The sequence below is a fragment of the Pseudomonas pudica genome (assembly GCF_015680405.1).
In the GTDB taxonomy this organism is placed as follows: Bacteria; Pseudomonadota; Gammaproteobacteria; order Pseudomonadales; family Pseudomonadaceae; genus Aquipseudomonas; species Aquipseudomonas pudica.
Window position 1 is genome coordinate 302280 of the sequence record NZ_JADLJS010000001.1, and the last position, 20394, is coordinate 322673.

The 20394-nt window shown below is 64.0% G+C and carries 14 protein-coding genes; 8 read left to right on the plus strand and 6 right to left on the minus strand.

The genetic code is table 11. The features are described from left to right. The first annotated feature begins 51 nt into the window (after positions 1–51). Both IRZ77_RS01475 and IRZ77_RS01480 read left to right on the plus strand, forming a co-directional pair. A complete protein-coding gene (locus IRZ77_RS01475) occupies positions 52–861 on the plus strand; it encodes an endonuclease/exonuclease/phosphatase family protein (RefSeq protein ID WP_046615635.1) in 810 nt (269 codons plus the stop codon). Between the two features lie 300 nt (positions 862–1161). Continuing rightward, on the plus strand, positions 1162–2238 hold the full coding sequence (locus tag IRZ77_RS01480) for an autotransporter domain-containing protein (RefSeq protein WP_153671510.1): 1077 nt from the start codon (positions 1162–1164) through the stop codon (positions 2236–2238). Positions 2239–2355: 117 nt separating this feature from the next. Here the strand turns inward: IRZ77_RS01480 and glgB are convergent, their stop codons facing one another. The 3 genes from glgB to IRZ77_RS01495 form a co-directional block, all read right to left on the minus strand. Continuing rightward, positions 2356–4566: a 1,4-alpha-glucan branching protein GlgB gene (gene glgB / locus IRZ77_RS01485; RefSeq protein ID WP_046615633.1), complete on the minus strand. Its 2211-nt coding sequence runs from the start codon at positions 4564–4566 to the stop codon at positions 2356–2358. Then, positions 4567–7884 carry a maltose alpha-D-glucosyltransferase gene (treS, locus tag IRZ77_RS01490; protein ID WP_085599428.1) on the minus strand — a complete coding sequence of 1106 codons (3318 nt, stop codon included), beginning with the start codon at positions 7882–7884 and terminating at the stop codon, positions 4567–4569. 171 nt (positions 7885–8055) lie between these two features. Continuing rightward, entirely contained in the window at positions 8056–10074 is a 2019-nt protein-coding gene (locus IRZ77_RS01495) for an alpha-1,4-glucan--maltose-1-phosphate maltosyltransferase (protein WP_196172728.1), read from the minus strand. Positions 10075–10214: 140 nt separating this feature from the next. Between IRZ77_RS01495 and IRZ77_RS01500 the strand changes: the two genes are divergently transcribed. Continuing rightward, entirely contained in the window at positions 10215–10376 is a 162-nt protein-coding gene (locus IRZ77_RS01500; RefSeq protein ID WP_173015129.1) for a hypothetical protein, read from the plus strand. Between the two features lie 140 nt (positions 10377–10516). On the opposite strand, the gene IRZ77_RS01505 is transcribed toward IRZ77_RS01500, so the two are convergent. Further along, positions 10517–12199, minus strand: a complete 1683-nt coding sequence (locus IRZ77_RS01505) for an AMP-binding protein (protein ID WP_196172729.1) — start codon at positions 12197–12199, stop codon at positions 10517–10519. Between the two features lie 241 nt (positions 12200–12440). Here IRZ77_RS01505 and IRZ77_RS01510 point away from each other — a divergent pair, with 241 nt between their 5' ends. From IRZ77_RS01510 to IRZ77_RS01525, 4 genes are read left to right on the plus strand one after another with little or no spacing between them, the layout of a single operon-like run. Beyond that, on the plus strand, positions 12441–13604 hold the full coding sequence (locus IRZ77_RS01510) for an isovaleryl-CoA dehydrogenase (protein WP_196172730.1): 1164 nt from the start codon (positions 12441–12443) through the stop codon (positions 13602–13604). 19 nt (positions 13605–13623) lie between these two features. Beyond that, positions 13624–15231: a carboxyl transferase domain-containing protein gene (locus tag IRZ77_RS01515; RefSeq protein ID WP_046615628.1), complete on the plus strand. Its 1608-nt coding sequence runs from the start codon at positions 13624–13626 to the stop codon at positions 15229–15231. 3 nt (positions 15232–15234) lie between these two features. Continuing rightward, on the plus strand, positions 15235–16050 hold the full coding sequence (locus IRZ77_RS01520) for a gamma-carboxygeranoyl-CoA hydratase (protein WP_046615627.1): 816 nt from the start codon (positions 15235–15237) through the stop codon (positions 16048–16050). Next, the gene (locus IRZ77_RS01525; protein ID WP_085599434.1) at positions 16047–17999 is read left to right on the plus strand and encodes an acetyl/propionyl/methylcrotonyl-CoA carboxylase subunit alpha; all 1953 of its coding nucleotides are present in this window, start codon (positions 16047–16049) and stop codon (positions 17997–17999) included. Before IRZ77_RS01520 ends, IRZ77_RS01525 begins: the two co-directional genes overlap by 4 nt. A 136-nt stretch (positions 18000–18135) precedes the next feature. Here IRZ77_RS01525 and IRZ77_RS01530 read toward each other — a convergent pair whose 3' ends face one another. Continuing rightward, positions 18136–18798, minus strand: a complete 663-nt coding sequence (locus tag IRZ77_RS01530) for a LexA family transcriptional regulator (protein ID WP_196172745.1) — start codon at positions 18796–18798, stop codon at positions 18136–18138. 107 nt (positions 18799–18905) lie between these two features. Then, entirely contained in the window at positions 18906–19559 is a 654-nt protein-coding gene (locus IRZ77_RS01535) for a LexA family protein (protein WP_046615625.1), read from the minus strand. Positions 19560–19689: 130 nt separating this feature from the next. Here IRZ77_RS01535 and IRZ77_RS01540 point away from each other — a divergent pair, with 130 nt between their 5' ends. Beyond that, on the plus strand, positions 19690–20001 hold the full coding sequence (locus IRZ77_RS01540) for a DUF6124 family protein (RefSeq protein ID WP_046615624.1): 312 nt from the start codon (positions 19690–19692) through the stop codon (positions 19999–20001). The last annotated feature ends 393 nt before the right edge of the window (positions 20002–20394 follow it).

The window sequence follows — 20394 nt, forward strand, 5'->3', positions numbered from 1 at the left end:
CGATAGGGCCGGGACATACAACACCCATGCACCCGCCATTGAGGAGTAACCGTGAACCCCGAAGCCGGCAGTAAAGGTTTCGCCAGTATCAACCAGGCCCCGGCCGTGAAGCGCCTGCAGGTGCTGACGGTGAATACCCACAAGGGCTTCACCGCCTTCAACCGGCGCTTCATCCTGCCAGAACTGCGCGAGGCGGTGCGCAGCACCCAGGCCGACATCGTCTTCCTCCAGGAAGTGCTCGGCAGCCACGACCGCCACGCCGCGCGCTACCCCGGCTGGCCGCAGACTTCACAGTACGAGTTCCTCGCCGACAGCATGTGGAGCGACTTCGCCTACGGCCGCAACGCGGTCTACCCCGACGGCCACCACGGCAACGCGCTGCTGTCCAAATACCCGATCATCGAACACCGCAACCTCGACGTGTCGATCACTGGCCCCGAACGACGTGGTCTGCTGCACTGCATTCTCGACGTGCCCGGCCAGCACCAGGTGCATGCCATCTGCGTGCACCTGTCGTTACTGGAAAGCCACCGCCAGAAGCAGCTGCAACTGCTGCGCAAGTTGCTCGAATCTCTGCCTGCCGACGCCCCGGTGATCATCGCCGGCGATTTCAACGACTGGAAAACCCACGGCAACCGTACCCTGCACCTGCAGCGCGACCTGCACGAGGCTTTCGAGCGCCACCACGGTCACCTGGCCCGCACCTATCCTGCGCGCCTGCCCCTGTTGCGTCTGGACCGCGTTTACCTGCGCAACGCCGAAAGCCATGGGCCGCGGATTCTGGGGCACAAACCTTGGTCGCACCTTTCGGACCACCTGCCGCTGTCCGTCGAAGTCAGGCTTAGCAATCATTCTTCATAGCCATGCCACGGCAAATAGCGAACCCCGCTATACCCGACAGATTTATCAGAAGATTCAACACGTTGAACAAACACACACATCCTGAACACTTCCTTCACACTTTCTTGACGCAAGCGGCCGCCTCTCCTTAGCTGAACATATCAAGCAGTAAAGATCTCGCGCCGGGCGTCTAGCTCGCGCCTTCGTGCGCGCTGGCGAAAGCCTGGCGTGCTGGTTTGGGTCGCCCACTGTTTTTGCCGTACAGCTCGTGACAACAGGCCAGGTCCTCGGGCTGTAACACAAAAACAAAGGAGATCCGCCATGAAAAGAACCTCGAACCTCTTGCGTTTCGACAGCATTTTCTGCGCGGTTTCCACGTCGCTGCTTCTGGCAACCCCGGTGGAAACTATCGCGTATGAACTGCAGGGCGACCCGACCTCGCCCGGTTTCCTGCACCAACCGGCAGTATCACAGCTGTCGCTCGACCCGGTCAGCGCCAGTGGCTTGAGTATCGGCACTTTGAACGCGTTTTCGCAAAAGATGAGCGAGCGCCATGGGCAGCCTGCACCGGATCTGGTCGCCAGCCAGTGGGCACAGTTCTTCCCCAACACTGCGCGCGGTATCGCGCAGCCCCCGGACCAGCTGGAGGCACCCAGCCAGCAACTGATGATCGGCCCGGACCTGTTCGTGCGTGAAACTGCAGCGGGCAATGTGCACCGCGCGGGGATATTCGTGGGGCAGAACAACCTGCAGACCAACTTCAACGGTACGCGCCGGCTGCTGGGCGACAAGCAACGCAACGCCGTGAACCTCAGCGGTGAAAGCCTGGGGGTGTACTGGAGCATGACCCATGAACAGGGCTGGCACCTGGATGCCGTGGCCATGGGTTCGCGCATCGACGTCAATGGCCGTGGCGAGAACGGCCAGCGCCTGGACGACAGCGGCCACGCGATGACCTTCTCGCTGGAAGGCGGCATCCCCATCGGCCTGGGTGGCGGCTGGGTGATCGAGCCGCAGGCGCAGTTGATCAACCAGCAGTTCTTCCCCGGCAGCCGGGCGCAGGAAGAGACCTTGCAGGCCTTCGACAGCCAGCCGAGCTGGAGCGGCAGGGTCGGCGCCAGGCTGTCCGGGCGTTATGAAGTACGCGGCATGCCAATCGAACCCTATGTGCGGACCAACGTGTGGTATGACTTCAGCAATGCCGATGAGGTGAAGCTGGACCAGGTCGACAAGATCTCCAGCTCACGCTACTCGACCACGGTGGAACTGGGGCTGGGGCTGGTGGCGCGGGTGACGCCCTCGGTGGCGCTGTTTGTCAGTGCCGATTACAGCAGTGACGTGGACGACAATGATCTGAATGGGTTGATTGGCAGCCTTGGGGTGCGGATGCGGTGGTAGGCAGGTTCGGCCCTTTTGCGGGCACGCCCGCTCCCACAGGGATAGCACAAGGCCAGAGGCTGGCGCCGTACCTGTGGGAGCGGGCATGCCCGCGAAGAGGCCAGTACAGGCAGAAGATCAGACCGGTTTCAACACCAGCACACCCAGCGGCGGCAGGTTCAGGGCCAGCGACAGCGGCTGGCCATGGCTGGCAATCGCGTCGCTCTGCACCACCCCCAGATTGCCGACATTGGACCCGGCATACAGCTCTGCATCACTGTTCAACAGTTCCTGCCAGCGCTCGCCAAACGGCACACCGATGCGATACCCCTCGCGCGGCACCGGGGTGAAGTTGGCCACCACCAGCACCGGCTCGCCACTGCTGCTCCAGCGCAGCCAGGCATACACGCTGTTCTGCGCATCGTCACCGATCAGCCACTGGAACCCTTGCGGCTGGCAATCCTGTTCGTGCAATGCCGGCACCTCGCGGTACAGGCGGTTGAGGTCGCCGACCAGGCGCTGTACGCCCTGGTGCTCAGGGTACTGCAGCAGGTACCAGTCCAGTTCGCCGTCATGGTCCCACTCACGCCACTGGCCGAACTCGCAGCCCATGAACAGCAGCTTCTTGCCAGGATGCGCCCACATGAAGGTGAGGTAGGCACGCAGATTGGCGAACTTCTGCCAGCGGTCGCCGGGCATCTTGTCGATCAGCGAATGCTTGCCATGCACCACTTCGTCGTGGGAGATGGGCAGGATGAAGTGCTCGGAATAGGCATAGATCAGCCCGAAGCTCATCTCGTTGTGGTGATAGGTGCGGTGCACCGGGTCGTTCTGGATGTAATGCAAGGTGTCGTGCATCCAGCCCATGTTCCACTTGTAGGCAAAGCCCAGGCCGCCCTGCTGGGTCGGCTGGCTGACGCCGGGCCAGGCGGTGGATTCCTCGGCGATGATCAGCGCACCCGGGGCCTCGTGGGCCGCCACGCCGTTGAGGTGGCGGATGAAGTCGATGGCCTCCAGGTTCTCGCGCCCGCCGTGGCGGTTGGGCACCCATTCGCCGGCCTTGCGCGAATAGTCGCGGTACAGCATCGAAGCCACCGCATCGACGCGCAGGCCGTCGATATGGAAGTGCTTCAGCCAGTGCAACGCCGAAGCCATCATGAAGCCGCGCACTTCGTTGCGGCCAAGGTTGTAGATCAGCGTGTTCCAGTCCTGGTGGTAGCCCTCCAGGGGGTTGTCGTATTCGTACAGGGCGGTGCCGTCGAAACGCGCCAGGCCATGTTCGTCGGTGGGGAAATGCGCCGGTACCCAATCGAGCAGCACGCCAATGCCGCCCTGGTGGCAGGCGTCGATGAAGGCGGCGAAGTCCTCGGCGCTGCCGTAGCGCGAAGTAGGCGCGAACAGCGACAGCGGCTGGTAGCCCCAGGAGCCGCCGAACGGATGCTCCATGATCGGCAGCAGTTCGATGTGGGTGAAGCCCAGTTCCTGAACGTACGGCACCAGGCGCTCGGCCAGCTCGCGCCAGTTGTAATAGCGCCCGACCTCGCCCGCCTCATCCAGCTCGCAGCGCCACGACCCTGGGTGCAGTTCGTAGATCGACAGCGGCGCGCTGTAGGCATGGCGCTGCGCACGTTGCGCCATCCAGTCGTGGTCTTGCCAGTCGTGGCTGAGCGCCCCTGCCACCTTGGATGCGGTGCTCGGCGGCAGTTCGGTGGCGCGCGCCAGCGGGTCGGCCTTCAAGGGCAGTATGCCGTCCTTGCCCAGCACCTCGAACTTGTAGGTTTCGCCCACGCCCAGGCGCGGCACGAACAGCTCCCACACCCCGGCGCTGTGGCGCAGGCGCATGGGGTGGCGACGGCCATCCCAGTTGTTGAAGTCACCCACCACCGACACCCGCCGGGCGTTCGGTGCCCACACCGAGAAACACACGCCATCGACGCCATCGACCTGGATGGGTTGGGCGCCGAAGCGCCCGGACAGGTCGCGGTGGTTGCCTTCGGCAAACAGGTACAGGTCCATGTCGCCCAGTTGCGGGCCGAAGCTGTAGGGGTCTTCGGTGACCTGCTCGCCACCGGCCCAGCCGATCTGCAGCAGGTACGGGTGTGCCTCATCGAGGTGCGCGGTGAACAACCCCGGCAGGCTGCCCTGCTCCATTTCGGCGAGGATGCGCCCGTCATGTCGGGCCAGTATGCGCACATTCAGGGCGTTGGGCAGGAAGGCGCGGACCACTTGCCCGCCCGCGCCGTCGCCATGGGGGCCGAGTACCGCAAATGGATCGGCGTGCTCGGCGCGGGCCAGGGCGTCGAGGTCCCGTTGCCGAAGGCCGCCGTTTTCACGCGTGGTTGCATTCATCTATGACTCTCCCCAGGTACTGATCAGTCCATGCAGGCCATGCAAAGGCACGGCCAGCCAGCTCGGACGGTTCTCGGCTTCGTATGTGATTTCGTAGGCAGCTTTTTCCAGGCAGAACAGCTCCAGTGCGGCACGCTCGCCCTCGGCCTGTTGCCAGGCGTGAGGCATGGCCGCGGTGGCCAGGCCATAGGCTTCGACAAAGGCATGCCGCGATTGGTGCAGGTACTGCCTGGCAACCCGTTGCCGGGCTTGGCGCGCCGGGTCGGAAAGGTCGACCGCAGACGCGCTGCGCAAGATCATGGCAGCAGCATAGTCGAAGGATCGCAGCACGCCGCTGACATCTTTGTACGGGCTGTGTTTTGCCCGACGCTCTTGCAGCGGCCGGGCCGGTTCACCTTCAAAATCGATGAGGTAGGCGTCGCCCTGCACCACCAGCACCTGGCCCAGGTGCAGGTCGCCATGCACGCGCATCAGCAGGCCACCCTGGGCCTGGCGGGTCAGCTCGGCGATGTGCTGGGCCAGGCCGTCGCGCTGTTGCTGCAAGTCGTCGACCAGCGCCTGGCTTTCGCTGTCGAGGCTGTCGCGGTGCTGGGCCAGCAGGTCGAGGGCATGGGTGAGCTCTGCGCTGATCTGCGCACTCCAGCGTTCGCTGTCGTCGGCATCGCTCGGGCGCGGCTGGAAGGCCTCGTCATTGGTCGGTGCGGCCAGCAGCAGGTGCATCTCGCCCAGGCGCTGGCCGAGCAAGGCGGCAAAGCCGGTGAGCTCGGCCAATGCATCGGTGTGCGCATCGGCGTCGAGGCTGGAGGGCTCCATCTGGTCGCGGATGGCCCGCTCCAGGGTGTTTTGGGTCCAGGCCCAGGCGTCACCCTGGTTGCTCAGGTAGCCCTGGGCGATCATCAGCAGGTGTGGCGCCCCCTGCTCGTCCACCCGGCTGACCCAGGCCAGCAAGGGCGATATGTTGGCAAAGCCTGCGGCAGTCAGGTAGGCACTCATTTCCAACTCGGGGTGCACACCCGGGTTGACCCGTCGAATCAGCTTTAGCACCACCTGGTCGCCGATCACCACCGAGCTGTTGGACTGCTCGGCGCTGAGATAGCGCACGCTGCTTTCGTCGTTCAACGCCAGGCCCGCCAACTGCTGCGTGCTTTCGAAACGCAACTCGCCCTCGCCGTTGCCACACGGTAGATGCATGCCATTCTCACAGGCACGCAGCACCGCGCGGATGAACGGCTCGAGGACGAAGGCGTCGGTGATCAGGCCAACCTGATGGGCTCGGCGCACCCGTGACAGGGCCAGCTGTTGTGGCAGTGCGCTGTTGATCTGCTCTTCGGGCAGCAGGCCGAACGGCAGTTGGTAGCGATTGGCCACACCGTCGCTGAGCACTTCGATTTCACTGAGCAACACCGGTGTGGTCGACGTGCCGAAACGCACGCCGTAGCACAGGCGCACCTGGTCGATCGGCCCTTCCTTGCCGGCGAACCAGCGCCGCTTGGGCAGATACTGGGGCAGAACGGTGCTTTGCAGGGTATCGCTGGAGGGGGCCTCCAGCAGTTCTTCCAGGCGTTTGCGCAATACCAGTGTGGTCAATTCGGGTAACCCCTCGGTGGCCTTGATGTGCCAGCTGGGCATGCGGTCATGGCTGGCCAGCAGGAACCAGTAGAAGGCGTAGGGTGGCAAGGTCAGCAGGAACGGCAGTTGGCCGATTGGCGGGAAGGCGCTGCCGCCGAGCATCTCCACCGGTACTTTGTCGGCGTACTGTGACAATTCCAGTTCAGCCGCCTGGGCGGCGCGGGAGACGTTGGCCACGCACAGGATGACTTCGCTGTTGCCATCGGCGTCGGTGTACTCGCGCAGATAGGCAAGGATGCGCCGGTTGTTAGGCGTGAGGGTACGCAGGCTGCCGCGGCCGAAGGCCTTCTGCTGCTTGCGCACCGCCAGCATGCGCCGGGTCCAGTTCAGCAGCGAGTGCGGGTCGTTGGCCTGGGCTTCGACGTTGACCGTCTGGTAACCGTACAGCGGGTCCATGATCGGTGGCAGCACCAGGCGCTGCGGGTCGGCGCGGGAAAAACCGCCGTTGCGGTCCGGCGACCATTGCATGGGCGTGCGCACACCGTCACGGTCGCCCAGGTAGATGTTGTCACCCATGCCCAGTTCATCGCCGTAATACAGGGTGGGCGTGCCGGGCATCGACAACAGCAGGCTGGTGAGCAGTTCGATGCGCCGGCGGTCACGCTGCAGCAACGGCGCCAGGCGACGGCGGATGCCCAGATTGATGCGGGCGCGACGGTCTTCGGCGTAGTAGTTCCACAGGTAGTCGCGCTCGCGGTCGGTGACCATCTCCAGGGTCAGCTCATCGTGGTTGCGCAGGAAGATCGCCCATTGGCAGTTGGCGGGAATTTCCGGTGTCTGGCGCAGGATGTCGGTGATCGGGAAGCGGTCCTCCATGGCCAGGGCCATGTACATGCGTGGCATCAACGGGAAGTGGAAGGCCATGTGGCATTCGTCGCCCTCGCCTTCGCCGAAGTACGGGCGGGTGTCCTCGGGCCATTGGTTGGCCTCGGCCAGCAGCATGCGGTCGGGGTAGTTGGCGTCGATTTCGGCGCGGATCGCCTTGAGCACGTCGTGGGTTTCGGCGAGGTTCTCGTTGTTGGTACCGTCACGCTCGATCAGGTAGGGGATGGCATCCAGGCGCAGGCCATCTACACCCAGGTCCAGCCAGAAGCGCATCACCCCGATCACTGCCTTGAGCACCTGCGGGTTGTCGAAGTTGAGGTCGGGCTGGTGCGAGTAGAAGCGGTGCCAGAAGTACTGGCCGGCGACCGGGTCCCAGGTCCAGTTGGACTTCTCGGTGTCGAGAAAGATGATGCGCGTGCCGTCGTACTTCTGGTCGTCATCCGACCACACGTAGAAGTCCCGTGCCTTGCTGCCGCGCTTGGCGTGGCGGGCGCGCTGGAACCAGGGGTGCTGGTCGCTGGTGTGGTTGATGACCAGCTCTGTGATTACCCGCAGCCCGCGTTTGTGCGCCTCGGCGATGAAGCGGCGGGCATCGGCAAGGTTGCCGTAGTCGGGGTGCACGGCCTTGTATTCGGCGATGTCGTAGCCATCGTCGCGGCGTGGCGAGGGATAGAACGGCAGCAGCCACAGGGTGTTGACGCCAAGCTGGGCAATATAGTCGAGCTTGCTGATCAGGCCAGCGAAATCGCCGATGCCGTCGTTGTTCGAATCGAAGAACGACTTGATGTGCAGCTGGTAGATGACGGCGTCCTTGTACCACAGCGGGTCGTCGATGAAGGCTGCCGGGCGGGAACGCTTGGCCATGTGCGACTCCTTTCAATTCCAGGTTGCTCTGGCCCCAATGCACAAGCAACTGACTTGACACAATCCCTGTGGGAGCGGGTTTACCCGCGAACACCGGCGAAGCCGGTGCCATGCTCCGCGGCGCCTGCTTCGCGGGTAACCCCGCTCCCACAGGGGATGGCGTGTACCTTGCTAACGGGCCTTTTCGATGCGCCAGATACCGAACGGCAGATGCCAGGGTTCGATGCGCATCCATTGGGTCTTGCCGTACCACGACCAGCGATGGCCGTTCATCAGGTCTTCCCCCAGGGTTTCGGCGTTGTCATCCAGCCCCAGCTCCCACAGCGGCAGCTCGAAATGCGCTTCCTGGGCGTTGTGCGGGTCGAGGCTGATTGCCACCAGGATGTAGTTGTCGCGCTCGGGCGTGCGCTTGGCGAAGTACAGGATGTTGTCGTTCCAGCAGTTGAAGAACGCCACGCCCAGGTGGGTCTGCAAGGCGCGGTTCTGCCGGCGGATGCGGTTGAGCTGGGCAATCTCGGCAATGATGTTGCCGGGTTGGCTGAAATCGCGTGGGCGAATTTCGTACTTCTCCGAATCCAGGTACTCCTCCTTGCCCGGCAAGGCCGCCGCTTCGCACAGTTCAAAGCCCGAGTACATGCCCCACAAGCCCGACCCCATGGTGGCCAGCGCCGCGCGGATGAGGAAGCCGGCACGCCCTGAGGTGTGCAGGAAGTACGGGTTGATGTCGGGGGTGTTGACGAAGAAGTTGGGCCGGTAGCACTGGCTCCATGGCGGCTGGTTGAGCTGCTCGAAATACTCGCGCAGTTCCTGTTTGTGGTTGCGCCAGGTGAAATAGGTATAGCTCTGCGCGTACCCGACCTTGCCCAGGCGGGCCATCATCGCCGGCTTGGTGAAGGCTTCGGCAAGGAAGATGACCTCGGGGTGCTGGCTGCGCACGTTGGCGATCAGCCATTGCCAGAATGGCAGTGGCTTGGTGTGCGGGTTGTCGACGCGGAAGGTCTTCACCCCCTCCTCGACCCAGCCGACCACCACGTCGCGCAGGGCCAGCCACAGTGAGGGCACGGCTTCGGGGGCGTAGAAATCGACGTTGACGATGTCCTGGTACTTCTTGGGCGGGTTCTCGGCATAGCGGATGGTGCCGTCCGGTCGCCAGCTGAACCAGCCGGGGTGCTCCTTGAGCCAGGGGTGGTCCTGGGAGCACTGGATGGCAAAGTCGAGGGCGATTTCCAGGCCATGCTCGGCCGCCGCGGCCACCAGGCGGCGGAAGTCGTCGCGGCTGCCCAGCTGCGGGTGAATCGCCTCGTGGCCGCCTTCCGCGCTGCCGATGGCATACGGGCTGCCCGGGTCGCCGGGCTCTGCAGTGAGGGCGTTGTTGCGGCCCTTGCGGTGCTGCATGCCGATGGGATGAATGGGCGGAAAGTACAGCACGTCGAAGCCCATGTCGCGGATCATCGGCAGCCGCTCGTGCACATCATTGAAGGTGCCGTGGCGCTCGGGGCTGTCGGTGATCGAGCGCGGGAACAGCTCGTACCAGCTGGCGAACTGCGCTGCCGGGCGGTCGACATCGACGGGGAAGTCGCGGCTACGGGTCAGGTAGCTGCGGTGCTCGGCGTCACTCATCAGGCGGGCGGTGGCGGGGTCGAGAAACAGCGCTACCTGGTCGTCGGCATTCAGCGTGGGCAGGCGCTGCTGCAAGGCCTGCAGCTCCTCGCGCAGGGCACCGCTGCACAACTCGATGCCCTTGCCGAGCATCAATCGGCCTTCTTCCAGCTCCAGCCGCACCTCGACACCGGCGTGGTATTTCTTCTCCAGGTCGTGGCAATAAGTGGCGAACGGGTCGATCCAGGCCTCGATGCTGAAAAGGTGCGGGCCCAGTTCGGTGGGAGTGAACTCGGCCAGCCAAAGGTCGTTGCCCGGCGAGTGCAGGGGCACGCAATGCCAGCGCCGGCTGTGGGCCTGACGCCAGTTGAGCATCACTGCCAGGCGGTCGTGGCCGTCGCTGTAGACCTTGCTGCTGACCGCCACCGGTTGGCCACTGATGGCCTTGACGGCGAAGGCGCCGGCTTCGAGCACGGGTTGGGTGTCTTCGATCACGATGCGCGGCGCCAGAAGCGCCTGGGACAGGCTGATGGCCTGGTCCGGGTGATCATTGGCCATGGGCACGCTTTCGAAGGGCTCGTTTCGTGACATCGGACCTTGCTCCCTCAGGCTGGTGGCGGTAAGGGTTCAGAGCCGGGCACAGGCGTGGGGTTCAAAAAAAATGAGCGAACGGCAGCTGCCAGGAGTCGAAGCCTGCAGCACCTCTTCAATCACCCAAGCGAGGTCAGGCCATGAACATTCCCATTCCACCGGAGACTCCCGATCCCAACATCGACGACCCGAGCCTGCCGCCGCCCGTGCCGGAGGAAGACCCGGACGAGCTGCCGATCAAGCCGACCGTGCCGCCGACGGTGGGCGACCCGCCGAGCCAGGAACCACCGGTGAAGGTTTAAGGGTAGACCAGGATCTTGTGCTGGCAGGGCCGGCCTCTTCGCGGGTAAACCCGCTCCCACAGGGACTGCGCCAACCTCGAAAGCGGCGCTATACCTGTGGGAGCGGGTTCACCCGCGAAAGGGCCGGCGGCATCAATACATCAACCAGCAGTCAAAGCCGAGATCTCCGCCACGCTGATCTCCCGCATGCGGAACTTCTGCACCTTGCCAGTCACCGTCATCGGGTACTCGTCGACAAAGCGGATATGCCGCGGCACCTTGAAGTGTGCAATGCGCGCCTTGCACCAGCCCTGCAATTCCTCGGCCGTGGCGCTGTGCCCAGGGTGCAGCTTGATCCAGGCGACGATCTCCTCGCCATAACGGCTGCACGGGATGCCGATCACCTGCGCATCAGCCACCGCCGGGTGGGTGTAGAAGAACTCTTCCAGTTCACGCGGGTAGATGTTCTCGCCGCCGCGAATGATCATGTCCTTGTTGCGCCCGACGATGCGTACGTAGCCGTGCTCGTCCATTACCGCCAGGTCGCCCGAGTGCATCCAGCCGGCCGGGTCGATGGCATCCGCCGTGGCCTGGGGGTTGTCCCAGTAGCCGAGCATCACGCTGTAGCCGCGGGTACACAGCTCGCCGATCTCGCCGCGCGGGACGATGCAGCCGTCGGCGTCCACCAGTTTGTTTTCCAGCTGCGGCTGGGTGCGGCCGACGGTGGTCACGCGCAGTTCCAGGTCGTCGTCCGGGCCGGTCTGCAGCGACACCGGGCTGGTTTCGGTCATGCCGTAGGCGATCTGTACTTCGGCCATGTGCATCTGGTCGATGACCCGGCGCATCACTTCGATCGGGCAGGTGGCGCCGGCCATGATGCCGCTGCGCAGGGTCGACAGGTCCATTTGCGCACGGGCGGGGTGGTCGAGCATGGCGATGAACATGGTCGGTACGCCATAGAGAATGCTGGCGCGCTCTTCGGCCACCGCGCGCAGGGTGAGCTCGGCGTCGAAGGCGTCGTTGGGGTAGATCATGGTGCTGCCATGGGTGATGCAACCCAGGTTGGCCATGACCATGCCGAAGCAGTGGTACAGCGGCACCGGGATCACCATGCGGTCGCGTGCGGTCAGGCCCAGGCTTTCGCCGACCATGAAGCCGTTGTTGAGGATGTTGTAATGGCTGAGCGTGGCGCCCTTCGGTGCGCCGGTGGTGCCGGAGGTGTACTGGATGTTCACCGGCTGGTCGAACTGCAGGCTTTGCTGGCGCTTCGCATAAGCCTCGACGGAGGTCTGCCCTGCCCGCTCGGCCAGCGCTTGCCAAGGCAGGAAGCCTGCCGGCGGGTTGGCGGCCAGGCTGACCACACCACGCAGGTCGGGCAGGCGTTCACTGGCCATTTCACCGGGGGTGGCTCTGGCCAGCTCCGGCGCCAGTTCCTGGACCATGGCGTGGTAGTCGGACGTCTTGAAGGTATCGGCACATACCAACCAGCGGCAACCGGACTGGCGCAGCACGTATTCCAGCTCGCCCACGCGGTAGGCCGGGTTGATGTTGACCAGAATCGCGCCGACCTTGGCACTGGCCAGCTGCAGGATGCACCACTGGGCGCAGTTGGGCGACCAGATGCCGACCCGATCGCCGGTGTTCACGCCCAGGGCCATCAGGGCACGAGCATGCATCTCGACCTGCTCGGCCAACTGCCGCCAGCTGTAGCGCAGGCCCTGATGGCGCGACACCAGGGCCTCGCCGTCGGCACAACGGGCCACGGTGGCGTCGAAGGCCTGGCCGATGGTCTGGGTCAGCAAGGCTTGGTCCTGGCGACCGCGGGTATAGCTTGGTTGACTCATGGGTGTCCCTTCTTGTGGTTGTTCTGGGCACGACTGAAGCAAGCGGGAATACTTTGGCGCAGATTTACGTTTACGTAAAGGTGATGATCCGATTGACAGTGAGCATCTGCAGGTTTACGTTAACGTAAAGGTGAAAACGACATCGGGTTTGTCGGCGTGTCACCGACCCGCTCCACAGGGTCGGTAGATAGCCCTTGAGCTACGGTGTTACCCAATTTCAAGAACAACAAGGTGCCCCAGCATGCATTACCCCACCCTGAACTTCGCCCTGGGCGAAACCATCGACATGCTGCGCGACCAGGTGCGCACCTTCGTCGCCGCCGAACTGGCCCCGCGCGCCGCGCAAATCGACCACGACAACCTGTTCCCTGCCGACATGTGGTGCAAGTTCGGTGACATGGGTCTGCTGGGCATCACTGTGCCGGAAGAATATGGCGGTGCCGGCCTGGGCTACCTGGCCCACGTGGTGTCGATGGAGGAAATCAGCCGTGGCTCGGCCTCGGTGGCCCTGTCCTACGGTGCCCACTCCAACCTCTGCGTCAACCAGATCAACCGCAACGGCAGCCACGAACAGAAGCTCAAGTACCTGCCCAAGCTGATCAGCGGCGAGCACATCGGCGCCCTGGCCATGAGCGAGCCCAATGCCGGTTCCGACGTGGTGTCGATGAAACTGCGCGCGGAAAAGCGCGGCGACCACTACGTGCTCAACGGCAGCAAGACCTGGATCACCAACGGCCCGGATGCCAACACCTACGTGATCTACGCCAAGACTGACCTGGAAAAGGGCGCGCACGGCATCACCGCATTCATCGTCGAGCGTGACTGGAAAGGCTTCAGCCGCAGCAACAAGTTCGACAAGCTGGGCATGCGTGGCTCCAACACCTGCGAGCTGTTCTTCGATGGCGTCGAAGTGCCGGAAGAAAACATCCTCGGCCAGCTCAACGGTGGCGTGCGCGTGCTGATGAGCGGCCTGGATTACGAGCGCGTGGTGCTGTCCGGCGGCCCGACCGGCATCATGCAAAGCTGCATGGATCTGGTGGTCCCTTACATTCACGACCGCAAACAGTTCGGCCAGAGCATCGGCGAGTTCCAGCTGATCCAGGGCAAGATCGCCGACATGTACACCCAGCTCAACGCCAGCCGCGCCTACCTGTATGCCGTGGCCCAGGCCTGCGACCGTGGCGAGACCACCCGCAAGGACGCCGCCGGGGTGATCCTGTACACCGCCGAGCGTGCCACGCAAATGGCCCTGGAAGCGATCCAGATTCTCGGCGGCAACGGCTATATCAACGAATTCCCGGCCGGCCGCCTGTTGCGCGACGCCAAACTGTACGAGATCGGTGCCGGCACCAGCGAAATCCGCCGGATGCTGATCGGCCGCGAACTGTTCAACGAAACCCGCTGAGCACAAGGGACGGGCGCACATGGCTACCTTGCACACCCAGATCAACCCGCGTTCGGCGGAGTTCGCCAGCAACAGCGCGGCCATGCTCGAACAGGTCCAGGCCCTGCGCGGCCTGCTCGCCCAAGTGGCCCAGGGTGGTGGGCCCAAGGCACAGGAGCGGCACACTTCGCGTGGCAAGCTGCTGCCGCGCGAGCGCATCGACCGCCTGCTGGACCCGGGCTCGCCGTTCCTCGAAATCGGCCAACTGGCTGCCCATGAGGTATATGGCGAAGACGTGCCCGCTGCGGGCGTGATCGCCGGCATCGGCCGCGTCGAAGGCGTGGAATGCATGATCGTGGCCAACGACGCCACGGTAAAAGGCGGTTCCTACTACCCGCTGACGGTGAAGAAGCACCTGCGTGCGCAGACCATCGCCCTGCAGAACCGCCTGCCGTGCATCTACCTGGTGGACTCTGGCGGCGCCAACCTGCCACGCCAGGACGAAGTGTTCCCCGACCGCGAGCACTTCGGGCGGATCTTCTTCAACCAGGCCAACATGAGCGCGCTGGGCATTCCGCAAATTGCAGTGGTGATGGGCTCGTGCACCGCCGGCGGTGCCTACGTGCCAGCGATGGCCGACGAAGCGATCATGGTGCGCCAGCAAGCGACCATCTTCCTCGCCGGGCCACCCTTGGTAAAGGCCGCCACCGGTGAAGTGGTGAGTGCCGAAGACCTCGGCGGTGCCGATGTTCACTGCCGCACCAGCGGCGTGGCCGACCACTATGCCGACAACGACGAACACGCCCTGGCACTGGCCCGACGCAGCGTGGCCAACCTCAACTGGCACAAGCTGGGCAAGCTGCAGCGCCTGGCCCCGGTGGCACCGCTGTATGCCGCCGATGAGCTGTATGGCGTGGTGCCGGCCGATGCCAAGCAACCGTTCGACGTGCGCGAGGTGATCGCGCGCCTGGTCGACGGCTCGGTGTTCGACGAGTTCAAGGCGCTGTTCGGTACCACCCTGGTGTGCGGCTTCGCCCACCTGCACGGCTACCCGGTGGCGATCCTCGCCAACAACGGCATCCTGTTCGCCGAGGCCGCGCAAAAAGGCGCGCACTTCATCGAGCTGGCCTGCCAGCGCGGCATCCCGCTGCTGTTCCTGCAGAACATCACTGGCTTCATGGTCGGCAAGAAGTACGAAGAAGGCGGCATCGCCAAGCACGGCGCCAAACTGGTCACTGCCGTGGCTTGCGCCCAGGTGCCGAAGTTCACGGTGATCATCGGCGGCAGCTTCGGCGCCGGCAACTACGGCATGTGCGGCCGTGCCTACGACCCGCGCTTCCTGTGGATGTGGCCCAACGCGCGGATTGGCGTGATGGGGGCCGAACAGGCCGCCGGCGTGCTGGCCCAGGTCAAGCGCGAACAGAGCGAGCGCAGTGGTCACCCGTTCAGCGCGGAAGACGAAGCCCGGCTCAAGCAGCCGATCCTTGACCAGTACGAGCACCAGGGCCACCCCTACTATTCCAGCGCCCGCCTGTGGGACGACGGTGTCATCGACCCGGCACAGACCCGCGACGTGCTCGGCCTGGCGTTGTCCGCAGCGCTGAACGCACCGATCGAACAGAGCCGCTTCGGCATTTTCCGGATGTGACCCATGAGCGATTTCAGCACCCTCGAAGTGATCCGCGACCCGCGCGGCTTCGCCACCCTGTGGCTGAGCCGCGAGGACAAGAACAACGCGTTCAACGCCTTGATGATCCGCGAACTGATTGTCGCCCTGGACCAGTTGGCCGAGGACGCCACCCTGCGCTTCGTGCTGCTGCGCGGCCGCGGCCGGCACTTCAGTGCCGGTGCCGACCTGGCCTGGATGCAGCAGTCGGCGCAGCTGGACTTCAACACCAACCTGGATGACGCCCGCGAGCTGGGCGAGCTGATGTATGCCCTGCACCGCCTCAAGGCGCCGACCCTGGCCGTGGTGCAAGGCGCGGCCTTTGGCGGCGCGCTGGGCCTGATCAGCTGCTGCGACATGGCCATCGGCGCCGAAGACGCCCAGCTGTGCCTGTCGGAAGTGCGCATCGGCCTGGCACCGGCAGTGATCAGCCCGTTCGTGGTCAAGGCCATCGGCGAGCGTGCCGCGCGCCGCTATGCCCTCACCGCCGAGCGTTTCAGCGGTGTGCGGGCCCGCGAGCTGGGCCTGCTGGCCGAGGTCTACCCAGCCAGCGAGCTGGACGCCCAGGTCGAAGCCTGGGTGAGCAACCTGCTGCAGAACAGCCCCCAAGCGCTACGCGCCACCAAGGACCTGCTGCGTGAAGTGGACGACGGTGAACTCAGCCCGGCCCTGCGCCGCTACTGCGAAAACACCATCGCCCGCATCCGCGTCAGCGCCGAAGGCCAGGAGGGCCTGCGCGCCTTCCTGGAAAAACGCCGCCCCGCCTGGCAAACCGACGACAAGAAGGAACCGCGCCCATGAGCCGCCCCGCTTTGACCACCCTGCTGGTCGCCAACCGCGGCGAAATCGCCTGCCGGGTGATGCGCACCGCCAAGGCCATGGGCCTGACCACCGTGGCCGTGCACAGCGCCACCGACCGTGATGCCCGGCACAGCCGCGAAGCCGATATCCGCGTCGACCTCGGCGGCACCAAGGCTGCCGAAAGCTACCTGCTGGTCGACAAGCTGCTGGCTGCCGCCAAGGCCAGCGGCGCCCAGGCCATCCACCCGGGCTATGGCTTCCTGTCCGAGAACGCAGGCTTTGCCCGCGCCATCGAAGAGGCCGGGCTGATCTTCCTCGGCCCTCCGGCCAGTGCCATCGACGCCATGGGCAGCAAGTCGGCGGCCAAGGCACTGATGGAAGCTGCTGGCGTGCCGCTGGTGCCGGGCTACCACGGCGAAGCCCAGGACCTTGACACCTTCCGCGCCGCCGCCGAACGCATCGGCTACCCGGTGCTGCTCAAGGCCAGCGCCGGCGGCGGAGGCAAGGGCATGAAAGTGGTCGAGGAGGAAAGCCAGTTGGCCGACGCCCTGGCCTCGGCCCAGCGCGAGGCACAGTCGTCGTTCGGCGATGCACGCATGCTGGTGGAAAAGTACGTGCTCAAGCCTCGCCACGTGGAAATCCAGGTATTCGCCGACCAGCACGGCAACTGCCTGTACCTCAACGAGCGTGACTGTTCGATCCAGCGCCGCCACCAGAAGGTGGTGGAAGAAGCCCCTGCGCCAGGCCTTTCACCCGAATTGCGCCGGGCCATGGGTGAAGCGGCGGTACGCGCGGCCCAGGCCATCGGCTACGTGGGCGCAGGCACCGTGGAATTCCTGCTCGATGCCCGTGGCGAGTTCTTCTTCATGGAAATGAACACCCGCCTGCAGGTGGAGCACCCGGTCACCGAGGCCATTACCGGGCTCGACCTGGTGGCCTGGCAGATTCGCGTGGCCTGCGGCGAGGCCCTGCCGATCACCCAGGAACAGGTGCCGCTGATCGGCCATGCCATCGAAGTGCGCCTGTATGCCGAAGACCCGGCCAACGAATTCCTGCCCGCGACCGGCAAGCTGGCGCTGTACCGCGAGTCGGCAGTCGGCGAAGGCCGAAGGGTGGACAGCGGGGTCAGCGAAGGTGATGTGGTGTCGCCGTTCTACGACCCGATGCTGGGCAAGCTGATCGCCTGGGGCGAAGACCGCGAGCAGGCGCGCCTGCGCTTGCTGGCCATGCTCGACGAGTTTGCCATTGGCGGGTTGAAGACCAACATCGCCTTCCTGCGGCGCATTCTCGCCCACCCGGCGTTTGCTGCAGCGGAGCTGGATACTGGCTTCATTCCGCGTCATCAGGAGGTTTTGCTGCCCGCGCCACAAGCGCTGCCGGCAGGCTTCTGGGAAGCAGCGGCCGAGGCCTGGCTGCAGGGTCAGGCCGCACATCAGCGGGACGACGACCGCAGTTCGCCATGGGCCGAGCGCAACGGCCTGCGCCTTGGCCTGCCGGCGCGCAGCAGCCTGCATCTGGTGAGTGGCGGGCAGGACCAGGCGGTTGCCCTGGAGCGCAGCGCTGCGTCTACCTGGCAGCTGGTGGGCGAGCAGTTGGTACATGACCAGGCGGGCGTGCGTCGCCAGCATCTGGCGATCCGCCGCGGTGGCACGCTGTACTTGCACTGGGACGGCGAGATGCATGCCATCGAAGCCTTCGACCCGATTGCCGAGGCCGAGGCCAGCCATAGCCATCAAGGCGGCCTGGGCGCGCCCATGAACGGCAGCATCGTGCGGGTGCTGGTGGAGCCTGGGCAGGTGGTGGAAGCAGGTACGGCGCTGGTAGTGCTGGAGGCCATGAAGATGGAGCACAGCATTCGCGCGCCGCATGGCGGCACGGTAAAGGCGTTGTTCTGCCAGGAAGGGGATATGGTCAGCGAAGGGACGGTACTGGTCGATTTGGCAGAGTAAGCGTCCTGGGGGCCGCTTTGCGGCCCTTTCGCGACACAAGGCCGCTCCTACAGGTACGGTGCATGCCCTGAGGTTGGTGCGGTACTTGTGGGAGCGGCCTTGTGTCGCGAAAGGGCTGTGCAGCAGCCCCGGCAATCTAGAAGGAGCCATGCACTCGCACGACCACACCCAGAAACTCGCAGCCTTCCTCACACAACAGCGTCGGGTAGTTGCTGTTGAGTGCCTTCAGGTACCGTTGCCCACCTTCCTCCGCCAACTCACGGAAAATCGCCGGTTTGCCTGGCTGACGAGCGATAACCAGACGCCCTGGCTCGACATCTACCCCAGGGTCCACCAACATCCGCATGCCCTGCGGCACACTGCGGCCACTGGCGTCACTCATCGCATCATTCTCGACGGTCAGCCAGAACGCCTTGCCCTGGGCCAGGTAGTCCGTCTGCTCGAACACACCTGGCTCCGCCCCCTCTGCGATACCTAGCTCATCCCAGCCCAGCACCGGGTAGCGGAAGCACACGATGTATTGCATGAGGTCCAGGTCATCATCGGAGTCATCGACCTCGTAAACGCTCGGCTCCCCGTCCTGCCCCTGAATACGCAGCTGCAAGCTGACGCTGTAATGGGGCATGCCAATCTCGACGAGCGTGCGATTCATCGACTCGATCTTCGGCTGACGCCGCTTGTTCACCCAATGCCCCACGCTGCCTTGAGACACGCCAACGCGCTCGGCCAGCTGTTCTTGAGTGAGCCCTAGCTCTTCCATCCGGTTACGGACCAGGGCGATCCATTTATCCATATTCATCGCTGCCATGAGCCTCCTGCAAAGGCGTGCGTCACGATCAAACCCGACGCGACCGCTGTAGGAGCGGCCTTGTGTCGCGACAGGGCTGCACAGCAGCCCCCGGCAAGCTAGAAAACCTCGTGCCCCCGCACGACCACGCCCAGAAACTCGCAGCCTTCTTCACACAGGACTGTCGGATAGCGCGTATTCAGCGGCTTGAGCATCTTGTCTCCGCCCTCCTCGACCAACTGCCGCAATACTGCCGGCCGCCCGGGCTGCCGCGCGATTACCAACCTCCCTGGTTCTGCGGGCAGGCCGGTATCCACCAGCACACGCATGCCCTCAGGCACGCTCTTGCCGCTGGCGGCATTCATCGAGTCGTTTTCCACCACCAACCAGAATGCATTGCCTGCGGGCATATAGTCCGTCTGTTCGTGGGCCTTGCTTGCCTCTGGCAAAGGCCCCTGCAAGTCAGCCCAACTCAGCACCGGGAAGCGAAAGCTCGCATACAGCAGCGCTTCGGCCGAAACCGGCTGTTCAGCCGCATAGTGACCAGGCGATTCGCGCACGATATCGCGCTCCACCACCATCACTTGGGCTTCCAGAAACACCAGCCCAAGTTTTTCGAGCTTTTCGTTGATGGTTTCCAGCGTCGGCCGCCGCGTGCCACGCAGCCAATGCCCCACGCCCCCCTGAGTCATGCCCAGGCGTTCGGCCAGCTTCAGTTGGCTGAGATTGTGTTCGCGCTTGTAGCGCTTGAGAAATGCGTTCCAGTTTTCCATGAGCGGCAACAATACGGACTGTATTACTCGCAGCAATACACAATCTGAATTATTTATTTTTAGATAGTTAGTACAGACTGACCTATCCTGTGATTCCCGCGTGTTTGAAGGGAAATCAGAAGGTATCGCGATGAAACATCCGAAAAACGACGAAACAGATCTCGACAGCGAAGCCGCCCGCCGCGCTCTCGACTACTACCTCAACCCCAACCCGCCGCGTCCCACTCTGGACAACAAGATCTGGACCCTGCACGAGGGCGTAACCACCGACCAGGCCCAGGAGCACGCCATCGCTCTGCTGCGCTGCGCCGCCGCCACCGCACAGGAAACCGCCACCCACCAGCAGGGCAGCCAGCGCGAGCTGACCTTCGCCCTGATGCACATGATGGACATGGCCCGCGCACTGCTGGAGCACAAACGCACCGGGAAACCGGGTTTGTAGACACGAAAAGAAGGGAGAGAACGTGATGGCCGGGTAACGGCAAAGGCCCCGATTGCCGGGACAAGGAAGCGCATCGGTAAAACTTTTTTACCGGATTAGCGAAAATTCATTTGACTGGCAAATGATAACGATTATTATTGCACTCAGCTGATCGCAAGATCTGCTGGATAACCTGGAGCTTAGGTCGCTCTCAGATTATCTCCTCATCAGGCTAATCACGGTTTTTGACCCGGCTTTTTGCTGGGTCTTTTTTTTGGCTCTTCAGGCTAATGAAGATCGTGATGGCGCGCATGATAGCAAAAGGGTTTCAGGGCGTGAACGCTCATTACAAAACTTTGCGGAATCAGCACTTGAGAATCAATCTCGTTTCACCTACGCTGATCACGCATCACG